This window comes from Coprococcus intestinalis (assembly GCF_023656595.1).
Taxonomy (GTDB): Bacteria; Bacillota; Clostridia; order Lachnospirales; family Lachnospiraceae; genus Coprococcus_A; species Coprococcus_A intestinihominis.
Map to the genome: position 1 here is coordinate 1 of NZ_JAMOKJ010000036.1, position 13,186 is coordinate 13,186.

Sequence of the window (13,186 nt, forward strand, 5' to 3'; positions counted from 1 at the left end):
GAGCCATGTTTATATAAAGAATTATAAAGTAAAAATAGGAAGAATTAAATTCCACATTTGAAAGCAGGGTGATTTGCAGGATTAAATTCCACAGAGGGGTGGAATTTAACTTTGCAATTGAGTGAATCCCTTTTTTGATTTACAATTGCTGAAAAGGTATTGACAAGACGATAAAAGAGGCTTATAATGTCAAACATAAAGAAAACATATAATTCCTATTAAATAAATAGGGATTATAAAAGGAAGGAGCATGCATATGCGAATGACGATATATCATAAAGGAAGAATGGAGCGATGTTGTTGCTGTATGAGTGACGTCAGACGAGATGCATCTTTATAGCAGATAAACAGATAGAGGTCGCAACAGACAATCAGATGACAATATTTTTTGGAAATAAAGATTTATAAATTTATTTAAAATGAATAAAAGAATTAGATGAAATGAATGGAGGATTATCATCATGGCAGATATTAAACAGAGCGCATTAGAGTTAATTGGCAACACACCTATTTTACAGTTAAATCGTTACAGTGAGAAGGCAGGCATCAAGGATGTTACACTGCTTGCAAAGCTTGAGTATCTGAATCCGGCTGGTTCTGTTAAGGATCGTATCGCACTGGCAATGATCGAGGATGCTGAGAAAAAAGGTAAATTGAAACCGGGTGCGACAATCATCGAGCCTACATCAGGCAACACAGGCATCGGCCTTGCAGCTGTTGCAACTGCCAAAGGTTACAAGGCAATCCTGACACTGCCGGATACAATGAGTGTTGAAAGAAGAAATCTTCTGAAAGCATACGGTGCAGAATTGGTTCTGACAGAAGGTGCCAAGGGTATGAAAGGAGCTATTGCCAAGGCTGAAGAACTCGAGAAAGAAATTGATGGGGCAGTGATCCTTGGTCAGTTCGATAATCCTGCAAACCCTGCAATTCACAAAGCAACAACAGGTCCTGAAATCTGGAAACAGACAGACGGCAAGGTAGATATCTTTATCGCAGGTGTTGGTACAGGCGGTACAATCACAGGTGTTGGTGAATACCTGAAGGAACAGAATCCAAACGTCAAGATTGTCGCTGTTGAACCTGCTACAAGCCCTGTATTATCCACAGGCAAATCCGGTTCCCATAAGATTCAGGGTATCGGTGCAGGTTTCGTACCAAAGGTACTGAATACAGATGTTTATGATGAGATTCTTCCTATTGAGAATGAAGATGCATTTGCAGAAGGCAAAACATTTGCCGTATCTGAAGGTATCCTTGTTGGTATTTCTTCAGGCGCTGCATTAAAGGCAGCACAGATTCTGGCAGCAAGACCAGAGAACAAAGGCAAGACAATTGTTGCATTGCTTCCTGATTCAGGAGACAGATACCTGTCAACACCATTATTTGCCGAATAATATTGCTTCACATTGTTTCATAATACAACTGCTTTTTTATAATAATGATATTTTTCTCGTACAAGCAAAATGGGCATCCCAGATCGGGATGCCTTTTTGTGTTTGTGTAAAAATATTAGAAAAAATGGATTGTTAGGTACCTTAATAATTATTCAAAAAAATGGCATTGATCATATGGAAATATAATTTTATAAATTTGGATATTTAGGTACCTAACAATTGAATGGGGATACTTAGGTACCTAACAATTGAATGGGGATACTTATGTGCCTAACAATTGAATGGGGATATTTATGTGTTTAAAAATTGAATGGGTATGCTTATGTGCCTAATAATTGAGTATGGACATTTAGATATTCAATATTTAAAAACGGGTAGTTTAGTTTTAATAATTAAACTTGAGTATTTTGAGTATTTAGGTACCTAACAATCAGAAATTCATAAAATATATGAGCGTGGCACATAATCATATAATAAGAATAATTTTTATAAAATGCAGTCATAAGCAACGTGTAATCTGCATAACATAAATAGAATGGGTACTTTTGGATTTAATAGGGACATAAAAATAATTGAGGTACCTTATTAATGAAAAAAGCAGTATATAATTCGAAAAAGGAGCGAACAAAAAGAAGGAGAAAACTGGAGGAGAAAACCAGGAAGGAAATTTTAGGGAGGAAATTTCAGGAAGAAAATTTCAGGAAGAAAATTGCGGGAAGAAAATTTCAAGAAGAAAATTGCAAAGGGGATAGGAAACGTATGGATATGGATTTTTTTGATTTAAGTTTTGAAGAATCACTGGATGAGCAATTGGTGAATGCTATTTTGGATGTGGGGAGAGATATTCGAAGGCTTTTTGAGGGAAAGGAGAGCCAGAGTCGAATTTTAATGATTTTGAGGCTTCATGGAGCTGTGACTCAGAAGATGTTAATACAGATCTTACATATTCAGCCGGGGTCGGCCAGCGAGATTCTGAAGAAGATGGAAAAGGCTGGCTTGATTATCAGGGTACCGAATGAAATGAATCGACGAGCATCGGATATTGTGCTGACACGACAGGGCAGAAGTGTATCGGAGAAACTGATTGAGCAACGCCGTGGACGGTATCGGGAGATGATGGCGTGTTTGTCGGAAGATGAAAAGGTGAGCCTATTTTCGATGCTTGATCGGATGAAAGAGGATTGGCAGCAGCGTTTCAGAGCTGTGCCGGAAAGCACTATAGCATCAGGGAATTCATCGCTGCAAAAAGAAAGAAATAAAATCTCGGAAACATCGTCAGATGGAAAATGAGGAATAAAAAACACAGTGCTGTAGATTCTCAGCTGCCGGATGAAGCATGGCTTTGAGAAAAGTACCGCACTGTGTTTTTGTTGTTGAGGGATATTGATGTTTTAATTATAAAGTTAACGGGTTACAGGTTCTTTTACGTTGTGGCTGACTTCGGAGCCTGCCTTTTTGTGGAAGAGCTCTTTGCCGCAGCTGATGACGATGATGACACCGAGAACCATCAGCAGGAAGGCGATGATCAGCTGGAGACCTTCTACAAGGAAGACGGCTGTACCGGCGCCGTAAGCGTGGAACAGTGCGATAACACGTTCTACAAGAGCAGTTGATGTTACAGCAAGCATGATGAGAAGCGGTGCGATCAGTGTTCTGAATTCACGGCCTGTGACTTTTAAAAAGACGCATAATGTGATCAGAACAAGTGCACTTAACAGCTGGTTGGCGCTTCCGAACAGCGGCCAGATGTTAGCATAGCCGATCTGAGTCAGAACATAACCAAGGAACAGTGTCAGGATTGTGGAGAAATATTTGTTGCATAAAAGTTTTCTCCAGCCTTCAGCGTGTTCCATATCATCAACGGTGAACAGTTCCTGGAATGACATACGTCCGATACGTGCAACTGAGTCAAGGGTTGTAAATGCAAGGGCTGATACACACATTGTCATGAAGCACTGGGCAACGTAAACAGGGATACCGAACATTTCAAGGAAACCGGCAACGCCTGATGAGAAGATGGCGAATGGCGTGCCTGTGGCAGCTGTACCATCAGCAGAAGCAGCGGCACCTGCAACACACAGAGCCAGAACGGCCAGAAGACTTTCAAGTACCATAGCGCCGTAGCCGACTTTCTGCATATCCTTTTCGTTGGAGATTGTCTTAGAGGATGTACCGGAAGATACCAGGCTGTGAAAACCGGATACAGCACCGCAGGCAACAGTTACAAAAAGGATTGGGAACATGTCACCGGATTTTTCATTGTGGAAACCGGTAAACATTGGCAGGTTCATTGTAGGATGTGCAGCAAACAGACCAACAACAGCGGCGATGATCATGCCTGCAAACATAAAGGTTGTCATGTAATCTCTAGGCTGCATCAGAAGCCAGATTGGCAGAACAGCGGCCAGGAAGATGTAAGCAAAAACGATGTAAGACCAGGTTGTTTTGGATGCGATCAGCGGGAAGTTCATGCCGATAACAAATGCTGCAAACATACATACAAGACCAAGAACAACTTCCTTCCAGCCTTTAAAGTTTGCTTTCTTCTGGATGAGACCGAATACAGCGGAAAATACGATAAACAGAAGAGAAATGCTTCCGGCAGCACCATTGACATTGGCGGCGTCGGATAACTGTGTCACACCTGCTTCAGTGACAGTATAGGCGTTAAATGTACCATCTACCATATCCGCAAAGGCTGCGATAACAATCAGTGTAAAGAGCCAGCAGAACAGAAGAAATAACTTCTTACCGGTTTTGCCGATGTATTTTTCAATCAGAAGTCCCATGGACTTACCGTCATTTTTGACACTGGCATATAATGCACCAAAGTCTGTAACGGCACCGAAGAAGATACCGCCGATCAGGATCCAGAGAAGAACAGGAACCCAACCGAAGACAGCGGCCTGAATAGCACCGGTGACAGGGCCTGCACCGGCGATGGATGAGAACTGATGGGCAAAGACTGTCAGACCATCTGCCGGAACATAATCCTGTCCGTCGTTTTTGCGGACAGCAGGTGTCTTTGCATTTGGGTCGATGCCCCATTTGTTGGCCAGCCAGCGGCCATATAAACAATAACCAGCAACCAGACAAACGGCTGCTATCAGAACAATAACTAAAGTATTCATAATAATGTGCCTCCTCTTAAGTAAAATGTAGTGACGATTCAAAACTGAGTGTCTGACACGTCGGTGATGAATGGTCGTGAATACCAGTTGGCAGGTGATTCGGCTTTGAAGTTCAAAAGATCAATTGCCTGCATGCCTGACAAAATCTTTTGAATCTGAACGAATAAATCATAAAAAAAGCTCCGTCTTCTGTGCCCTTTCGGGTTTTTCAGAAGACGAAGCCTATGACTCCGCGTTACCACTTCTATTATCGGTTTTTCAATCGATCACTCTGCCACGTCCCCGATTCTCTCTATCATCGGTGAACATGCTCTCCTGTAACGGTGAGAATCCGTTTCGGACTAATGAATCTGTTTCGTCCGAAAAGCTCACAGGGGATAATTCTCTTAAGTATCTGCTGACTCACACCAACCGTCAGTTCTCTGAAAGAATACCGGACTAAGAAAATCGTGTCCTGATCGTTGCTTTTGTTGTTTGTTCTTGAAACAATTACAGATTATAGACCTTTTTGAAAAATTGTCAAGAAGATTCTTTGTACTAAATTGTATACAGAATACCCGCAATAAACGACATATCAAATAAACAAATTGCGATAATTGTTGGGTGCATATGATGGAGAAACGAGTTATAATAGACATGATGTAGTATAAGAAAGGAAATCAGGGCAGGAGATTTTTTACAGAAAGAAAAAAAGTTAGTCACAACTTACCAAAGAACTTGACAGAAACGGCAAAAAAAGAGTATAATAAATAGTGGTCGTTTCTAACTAATGTGGGAACAGAATGCAATGCGTGACAACAAAGTGATTAGAAAAGGAGACTGAATAGAATTGAAGAAATGCACATGGAAGAAGTATACAGCAAGTGTTTTAGTTGCTGCTATGCTTGCAGCCCAGCCGATGGCAGTATATGCGGACGAAGCGTCCACGGCATCGCAGGCAGCATATAGTGATACAGAAGCGAAAGACATAAATGGTGTTTATGAACGTGTATCAGACAAGGTAGCAGGTATGCTGGCGAATGGTGAACTGACTTACAGTGAGACATCCGGTTATTTATATAATGCCAGCGGCAGCAAGGTAGACCCGGAGACAGGTGCTGAGATCCCTGATACGACAGAGACTGAGACTGAGACTGAGACAAAGGCACCGGAGACCGAGACAAAGGCACCGGAGACCGAGACAAAGGCACCGGAGACTGAGACAAAGGCTTCAGAGACATCAGCTTCTGAGACTGAGACAGAGTCCCAGACAGGAACAGGGGAATCAGAGACAGAATCCCAGACAGGGGCAACAGATACTGAAACCGGTACAACAGAGACAGGAACAACAGAGACAGGATCCGAAACAGAATCAGAATCTCAGTCGGAGACTGCGTCATCGGAGACAACGACACCTGGGTCTTCATCAGATAATGCTTCGGCATCGACAGATTCAAAAGCAACGGAGTCTCAGACAACTGCAGAGACAGGCAGCAATACTCAGCAGGATGTTTCCTACAAGGCATCCGGTGTTTTCAAGAAGATTGGTGATAGAGTACAGTATAATGTAGATGTTCCGATTAAGGGTCTGCCGTCATTTATTACTCAGGAGATGATTGTCGGAGCATTAAAGAGCCAGGATGAATACGGTTATCCGGCTTCTGTTACAATTGCCCAGATCATACAGGAATCCGGTTATGGTACATACGGACCGGGCGGCAATAAAGGACAGGGACTTTCAGGACTGGCCTACGGTTACTGTAACTTATTCGGCATTAAAGGTTCAGGTACTGCAGGGAGTGTCTCTATGCGTACATCTGAGATGACGAAGGATGGAAAGATTTATTCTACAACATCTGCATTTCGTGCGTACAATACATACAGTGAAGCCATTGAGGACAGATGCAAGGTTCTTCAGAATGGTTACGGTGATCTGATCAGCGGTGTCAATGATGCCAATACCTTTGCTATGCGTATTGGACAGCGCTGGGCAACAGATCTGAATTATGGCAAGAGCTTGATCAAGCTGATGGAACTGTATGATCTGTATCGTCTGGATGATATGACACTGAAGGATTTTTCAGCGATGATCGGCAGATTTGCAGATCCTTGTCCGGGTGCGGTTGTGACAAGCAACTTCGGATTCAGAGAGTTTGACAATAAATTCCATAAGGGTCTTGATCTTGGTACAGGCAGCGAGAATATCCCGACGTATGCAGCAGAAAGCGGAACCGTTATCTTTGCAGGTTATTCGGGGTCTGCAGGTAATCTGATCACCATCGACCATGGTAATGGCCTGGTGACGAAATACATGCATCATTCTGAGATTTATGTCAAAGTCGGCGATCATGTTGAGAAGGGACAGCAGATTGGTCTGAGCGGTACAACAGGCCGTTCCACAGGTAATCATCTGCATTTCCAGGTCGAGGAGAATGGTGTGGCTGTCAATCCATTGTTATATCTTGAGGGCAACGGAACAAGCAGTGAACTGCAGCGTATGGACCCGATGAAGGATATTGTCAGCGGTACAAAGGTTGTTCTGGAGAAGAAGGATATAGAGACTTCAGGGGAGGATGCACAGAACGCAGCTGTTGAAGAAACAGAAGCGGCAGAATCCATTGCGGAAACAGACAGTCAGAAGCAGCAGAAAGAAACAGCGGTTGAGACAGCAGAGATTGCGGACTCGGCCAAGCAGGTTGTTGACAAGGCTGTCAAAACGGAGAAGAAGACAATCAAATAATACAGCGCATAGTGCGGTGATTTAGCAAATAACTAAAAATAACAAAACCGGTATTCAGCCATCAGCTGAATACCGGTTTTGTTATTTAAAAGCTTTGTTAGCTACAATTCTAAAAACTGAAATATAAAGATGCAGCCTGAACAGCAGGTCATTAATTGAGGAAGTTCTCAATGATCACCGCTTCAGCTTCTTCTTCTGTCATACCGAATGTACGGAGTTTGATCAGCTGTTCGTCGTTAATACGGCCAATAGCCGCTTCATGGATGATCTGCGCATCGATATGGTTGGCATTGATCTCAGGAATAGAACTGATGGATGCCTTGTCCATAATGATGGAGTCACACTGGACATGTGCATGACAGGCATTGTTGCCGATGGCCTTCGGATGGAAGATCTGATTGGATGTGCCTTTGGCAACAGAACGGGAAATAATACGGGCAGAGCTGCCTTCACCGTTCAACTTCACCTCCATGTTGGAAATAGCATGCTGAGCGTCATGGGTCATCAGTTTCTCTGTGACATAAAGTTTGGCATTTGGTCCGAGTTCAACGAAGGTTTCACGCTTGGTAGAGTCAACACCTTTGATCTGGGTGGTCTCCAGGGTGAAAACAGAATTCTCACCCACATAAATCTTCGTTACCGGGTTGAGAATCTTGCCGCCGGTGCCGTTTCCTTCAGCGTAGTGGTTCTCGACATACTTCACATTGGCATTTTTGCCGACATGGAAAGTATGAATACCATCGTGACGTGTTTCGCTGCATCCTTCACCGTGGATACCGCAGCCGGCAACGATGGTGACATCCGCGCCGTCTTCTACATAGAAATCGTTGTAAACAACATCAAGACCGGGTTCGGACATAACAACAGGAATATGCACCTGTTCATTCTGTGCTTCACTGCTGATTCGGATATCGATGCCCGGAAGGTCGGTTTTCTTCACAATAGCAATATGGCGGCTGTCACCATGACAGACAGCCATACCGTTTAATCGGAGATTGTAGGCACCTTCCTGTTTGAAGCCATAGGAATCAATCACCTTTAATACATCTTCTGTTACCTGATTAAGCTTCACAGTAATCGCCTCCTTTCTGCTGACCATAACAGCAGGCCTCCTGGGAGGATGTGTCTAAGAGTGTCGGAAGAATCTCTTCGGCAGGCCCGATTCGGTCAATCTTGCCGTCGGAGATGACCATGATCCTGTCCGCCATACGGATAATACGTTCCTGATGGGAGATAAGGATCAGACTCTCTTTCTTCTCCTTGTGAATCTGTTCAAACTTCTTGATCAGCATAGAAAAGCTCCAGAGGTCAATGCCGGCTTCCGGTTCATCAAAAATGCAAAGCGCATGCTGTTTGGCAAGAACCGTTGCAATTTCGATACGTTTCATTTCACCACCGGAAAGGGTAGCGTCTGCTTCTCTGTCAATATATTCCTGGGCACAGAGACCGACACTGCTGAGAAAACCGCAGCATTCGCTCTCGCTGAGGGTTCTTCCTGCTGCAAGATTCAGAAGGCGGCGGACGGTCATGCCTTTAAAACGCGGCGGCTGCTGGAAAGCGAATCCGATGCCAGCCTGGGCACGTTCATTGATGGAGAGGTCTGTAATGTCTTCTCCGTTTAAAATAATTCTGCCTGAAGTGGCTTCATTGATACCCATGAGCAGCTTGGCAAGTGTGGATTTGCCGCCGCCGTTTGGGCCTGTGATGACAAGCATTTCGCCATCGGCAACATTAAAACTGATGTCGGAGAGGATCTCTGCCTGACGGCCATCATCCCGGACATCAAAGGATAAATGTTCTATTTGTAACATTTTGTCACTTCCTTATATAGTATTGATAACAACATCAAATATAAATATAACATTTATGTTATTTTTTCACAAGTCTTTTAGCACAAAAACGATAAACTATCAAAATGAATAGTCATAAAAAATTATGGGAAAATCTGGTGGATTTTTGTCCGAAAAGGCTGTATAATGATTGGAGTTTATGGGGGAGGTAGAAAATGGCACGAGATAATCAGGATCTGACAAAAGGACCTTTAGCCAGGAAGATTTTATTTTTCAGTGCACCACTTATTGTATCGAATCTTTTGCAGGTGCTTTTTAATGTGGCGGATATTGCCGTTGTCGGGCGTTTTGCGGGGGCATCAGCCCTGGGATCAGTTGGATCGACAACGATTCTTGTGACGATGTTTACGAGTTTTCTGATCGGGGTTTCGGGAGGCATTAATGTTTTGACTGCATTGTATCTTGGCTCCGGAGACAGGAAAGGAGTTCGGGAAACTGTACATTCGGCTTTCCTGTTCAGTATTCTGACAGGATTGACCCTGCTGCTTATTGGAGCAATATTTTCAAAAGGTATTCTGGAACTTTTGAACACGAAGCCGGAATTGATCGATGGGGCGGTGCTGTATATACGGATTTATTTTCTGGGGATGCCGGCGCTGGCTGTATATAATTTTGGTAATGCCGTTTTCAGTGCGGCGGGGGATACGAAACGACCGCTGAAGTATCTTTCCATGGCGGGCGTTGTGAATATTATTTTGAATCTCTTTTTTGTGATCGTCTGTAAGATGGATGTGGCCGGTGTGGCTGTGTCCAGTATTATTTCACAGTATTTGTCGGCTGCGATGATCAGCGTTGCACTTTTCAGAAGCGGGGATATTTATGGACTGCACCGATCGGAGCTGCGTCTAAACAGAAACAAGACTGTGAATATTATCAGAATCGGTATTCCGGCAGGACTTCAGAATGCGATCTTCCAGATCGCGAATCTGTTTGTACAGGCGGGCGTGAATTCCTTTGATGCCACCATGGTGGCCGGCAATGCGGCTGCGGCCAATGCCGATGCGTTGGTGTATGATGTGATGACGGCCTTCTATACGGCCTGCGGTAGTTTTATGGGACAGAATTTCGGTGCCGGCAACAGGAAGCGTGTCAGGAACAGCTATCTCATCAGCCTGGCATATTCCTTTGGTATCGGTATGATCATGGGATTGGGACTTGTTTTATTTGGCCATCAATTCCTCTCATTGTTCTCGACAGATGCAGATGTCATTGAGTCGGGGATGATCCGATTGTCCATTATGGGTGTCTGCTATGGATTTTCTGCTTTTATGGACTGTACCATCATGGCTTCCAGAGCTTTGGGAAAGAGTATGATACCGATGGTGATCGTTATCATAGGTTCCTGCGTATTCAGAGTTGTCTGGATTTATACAGTTTTTGCGTATTTTCATACCATATTATCCCTGTATTCCCTTTATATATTTTCATGGGGGATCACAGCCATTGCAGAAATCATTTATTTTGTTTACATATACAAAAAAAGAGTGTGCTGAGGCTCACTCTTTTTTACTGTGTTTGATTGTACACGATGAGACATATATCAGCTGTGAATTCAAAATTGCTCCAAATCGGTGCCTGGTTTTTGAATGTTAACCGGCAGAGACAGGACGTTTAATCTGGCTGAGGCTGTAGGCCAGCACGGAACCGATGACAAGAACGCCGCCTGCAATGGACATAGATCCGATGGTTTCGCCGCAGATAATGGCCGCCAATACCGGGTTGAGAATCGGTTCAATGCCTGAGGTCAATGCAGCTGTTACCGGAGAAACGGCATCCAGTCCCCGGGACAGACAGATGGTGGCCAGACCGGTCTGTACAGCGCCAAGAAGTACAATCACCAGCCATATGGATGGTGTATGGATGGTTTCGTGCACAGCAGTCGGAAGGCCGATGATGAAGGCCAGAATATAGCTGATGACAAGGGAAGATTCGAAATCGCCGCCCTTCATTTTCTTCATCTGAAACATAATGGCATAGGACAGGCCGGAGATAATGGCAAGAAGATTGCCGAGCATGCCACCGGAGGTGATCTTATCAAAGAAAAAGCATACAATACCGATTAATGCAATGATGCATGTAAGGATAGCCCTTTTATCAGGCCGTTTATGATAGAAGATCCAGAGGATAAGAATCAGAAAAACCGGATGTGTGAATTGCAGGATGATGGCATTGGCGGCGGATGTCATTTTGGTGGCACAGACAAATGTGATGCTCATGGAAGCTGAGCAGATGCCGCCAAAAATAACGGATGGATTCAGCCGAAAAGGATGATGGATCAGCTTCATGTAGAGCAGCAGTGTGATCAGGGCGAAGATGCTTCGTACGCCGCTGACAGACAGAGACTGCCAAGGAACGATTTTGATCATAAAGCCGCCAAGGCTGAAAAAAATGGCAGAAAGCAACACATAAAATGTGCCAACTGCCGGATTGTTGACGCGTGGATTAAGTTGAATCATAAAGTTACACCTTTGTAGTAAAAATAATGGGTAGATAGAGGATGCCATAGATATCCCGGAATTGCTATGCAGGATATCTATGGCATCTATGAGTTTTATTTGCAGAGTTCTTCAGCCAGTGCCGCAATCTGTGCTTCATTCTCAGTGTTGACAGCGGATTTGATGGTGACTGTTGTGTCTGTAAATGTCAGATTCTTGCTGCCTTCAAACATTTTCAGCATGGTTTTGGCTGCGGTAGGTGCCCATGAGCCGTTCTCAATGAGACCGATCGTTCTGTTTCTGTAGCCGCGTTCTGTCAGGTGTTCGATGAATGTCTTCATGAATGGGAAGATATCACCATTGTAAGTGGTTGTAGCCAGAACGAGCTTGCCGTAGCGGAAAGCATCTTCGACAGCTTCGGCCATGTCATCACGGGCAAGGTCAGTAACTGTGACTTTCGGGCATCCAAGGGCAGTCAGTTTATTTGCAAGGAGCTCAACGGCTTTCTTAGTATTGCCGTAAACAGATGTGTAAGCGATGACAACGCCTTCGCTCTCAACACCGTAGCTGGACCATGTATTGTAGAGATCAAGATAATAGCCAAGATTCTCTTTGAGGATCGGGCCATGGAGTGCACAGATGGTCTGGATATCAAGAACGGCTGCCTTCTTCAGGAGCGCCTGAGCCTGAACACCGTATTTGCCGACGATACCGAAATAGTAACGGCGGGCTTCGCATGTCCAGTCTTCTTCGACATCAAGGGCACCGAACTTGCCGAAGGCATCTGCTGAGAAAAGAACCTTATCCTTGCTGTCGTAGGTCACCATAACTTCTGGCCAGTGAACCATTGGTGCAAGAACAAATGTCAGTGTGTGTGTACCAAGAGAAAGCGTATCGCCTTCCTTGACAACAATCTGTCTCTCCGGGTAGTCTGTGCCAAAGAATTGCTTCATCATCACAAAAGCCTTGGCTGTAGCGACAACTTTGGCATCCTTGTAAAGATCCAGAAAGTTGGCAACGTTGGCAGAGTGGTCAGGTTCCATATGCTGAACAATCAGATAAGATGGCTTTCTGTCACCGATGACGTCTGAAATATTCTTCAGCCATTCATCTGTAAAATTGCCGTCTACAGTATCCATGACCGCAATCTGCTCGTCCATGATCACATATGAATTGTAAGCCATGCCGTTTTCTACGACATACTGTCCTTCAAATAAATCAATATCATGGTCATTGACACCAACATAACGGATATCATCTGTAATAAACATAGTCTCACTCCTTAAAAAATGTATTTATTATTGTTCATGTAGCTGTAATCGATGCTATTATAGCATTTGAAAGTAGGAATGTCTACTGTTTTTGAAACACTCGATGTTTTTAACAAAAGTTAGCAAGAATTCTCCTTCCTCTACATGTGGGAGATGAATTGCAGAAAAAAAGAAAATAGAACGCTTGTTCTGCGGCACGAAGTGTGGTATACTATAATCAGTCGAAAGGATAGAAAGGACTGATTATATGGACAAAGTGGATCATGATGTTGATCATGTGCATGTTATGTTTCGGGCACAGCCAAAATCAGAACTCAGTAAATTTATCAATGCGTATAAAAGTGCAAGCAGTCGTTTGTTAAAAAAGGAATATCCACAGATCA

General features: G+C 43.8%; 9 protein-coding genes, 1 pseudogene and 1 other annotated feature. Of the genes and pseudogenes, 5 read left to right on the plus strand and 5 right to left on the minus strand.

Features of this window, described 5'->3' with window-relative positions; genetic code table 11:
- Window positions 1–461 precede the first annotated feature (461 nt).
- A complete protein-coding gene (gene cysK / locus NBH03_RS15590; RefSeq protein ID WP_015514739.1) occupies window positions 462–1,397 on the plus strand; it encodes a cysteine synthase A in 936 nt (311 codons plus the stop codon).
- Between the two features lie 759 nt (window positions 1,398–2,156).
- A complete protein-coding gene (locus NBH03_RS15595) occupies window positions 2,157–2,687 on the plus strand; it encodes a MarR family winged helix-turn-helix transcriptional regulator (protein ID WP_250800113.1) in 531 nt (176 codons plus the stop codon).
- Between the two features lie 113 nt (window positions 2,688–2,800).
- On the opposite strand, the gene NBH03_RS15600 is transcribed toward NBH03_RS15595, so the two are convergent.
- Window positions 2,801–4,528, minus strand: a complete 1,728-nt coding sequence (locus NBH03_RS15600; protein WP_250800114.1) for a carbon starvation CstA family protein — start codon at window positions 4,526–4,528, stop codon at window positions 2,801–2,803.
- A gap of 208 nt (window positions 4,529–4,736) precedes the next feature.
- Window positions 4,737–4,999, minus strand: a binding site (T-box leader).
- Window positions 5,000–5,357: 358 nt separating this feature from the next.
- Here NBH03_RS15600 and NBH03_RS16060 point away from each other — a divergent pair.
- Window positions 5,358–7,247 (plus strand): peptidoglycan DD-metalloendopeptidase family protein, encoded by a 1,890-nt coding sequence (locus tag NBH03_RS16060; RefSeq protein WP_331476185.1) that lies wholly within the window; start codon window positions 5,358–5,360, stop codon window positions 7,245–7,247.
- 151 nt (window positions 7,248–7,398) lie between these two features.
- Here the strand turns inward: NBH03_RS16060 and NBH03_RS15615 are convergent, their stop codons facing one another.
- Both NBH03_RS15615 and NBH03_RS15620 read right to left on the minus strand, forming a co-directional pair.
- Window positions 7,399–8,346, minus strand: a complete 948-nt coding sequence (locus tag NBH03_RS15615; RefSeq protein WP_227081587.1) for a SufB/SufD family protein — start codon at window positions 8,344–8,346, stop codon at window positions 7,399–7,401.
- A complete protein-coding gene (locus NBH03_RS15620; RefSeq protein ID WP_117528112.1) occupies window positions 8,309–9,058 on the minus strand; it encodes an ABC transporter ATP-binding protein in 750 nt (249 codons plus the stop codon). The genes NBH03_RS15615 and NBH03_RS15620 overlap by 38 nt, the downstream gene beginning before the upstream one ends.
- A 194-nt stretch (window positions 9,059–9,252) precedes the next feature.
- Here NBH03_RS15620 and NBH03_RS15625 point away from each other — a divergent pair, with 194 nt between their 5' ends.
- Entirely contained in the window at window positions 9,253–10,590 is a 1,338-nt protein-coding gene (locus NBH03_RS15625; RefSeq protein WP_250800115.1) for an MATE family efflux transporter, read from the plus strand.
- Window positions 10,591–10,686: 96 nt separating this feature from the next.
- Here NBH03_RS15625 and NBH03_RS15630 read toward each other — a convergent pair whose 3' ends face one another.
- Together NBH03_RS15630 and NBH03_RS15635 are read right to left on the minus strand one after the other, a co-directional pair.
- Window positions 10,687–11,553 carry a DMT family transporter gene (locus NBH03_RS15630; RefSeq protein WP_250800116.1) on the minus strand — a complete coding sequence of 289 codons (867 nt, stop codon included), beginning with the start codon at window positions 11,551–11,553 and terminating at the stop codon, window positions 10,687–10,689.
- Between the two features lie 95 nt (window positions 11,554–11,648).
- Window positions 11,649–12,803, minus strand: a complete 1,155-nt coding sequence (locus NBH03_RS15635) for an FprA family A-type flavoprotein (protein ID WP_250800117.1) — start codon at window positions 12,801–12,803, stop codon at window positions 11,649–11,651.
- Between the two features lie 259 nt (window positions 12,804–13,062).
- On the opposite strand from NBH03_RS15635, the pseudogene NBH03_RS15640 reads away from it, so the two are divergent.
- Window positions 13,063–13,186 (plus strand): annotated as a pseudogene (locus NBH03_RS15640) (transposase); the annotation flags it as partial.

What these genes read in the sequence shown, in the direction of transcription:
- NBH03_RS15595 (WP_250800113.1), top strand. Translation starts at nt 2,157, where the DNA reads ATGGATATGGATTTTTTTGATTTAAGTTTTGAAGAATCACTGGATGAG.
- NBH03_RS15630 (WP_250800116.1), bottom strand. Translation starts at nt 11,553, where the DNA reads ATGATTCAACTTAATCCACGCGTCAACAATCCGGCAGTTGGCACATTT.
- NBH03_RS15600 (WP_250800114.1), bottom strand. Translation starts at nt 4,528, where the DNA reads ATGAATACTTTAGTTATTGTTCTGATAGCAGCCGTTTGTCTGGTTGCT.
- NBH03_RS15615 (WP_227081587.1), bottom strand. Translation starts at nt 8,346, where the DNA reads ATGGTCAGCAGAAAGGAGGCGATTACTGTGAAGCTTAATCAGGTAACA.
- NBH03_RS15635 (WP_250800117.1), bottom strand. Translation starts at nt 12,803, where the DNA reads ATGTTTATTACAGATGATATCCGTTATGTTGGTGTCAATGACCATGAT.
- NBH03_RS15625 (WP_250800115.1), top strand. Translation starts at nt 9,253, where the DNA reads ATGGCACGAGATAATCAGGATCTGACAAAAGGACCTTTAGCCAGGAAG.
- cysK (WP_015514739.1), top strand. Translation starts at nt 462, where the DNA reads ATGGCAGATATTAAACAGAGCGCATTAGAGTTAATTGGCAACACACCT.
- NBH03_RS15620 (WP_117528112.1), bottom strand. Translation starts at nt 9,058, where the DNA reads ATGTTACAAATAGAACATTTATCCTTTGATGTCCGGGATGATGGCCGT.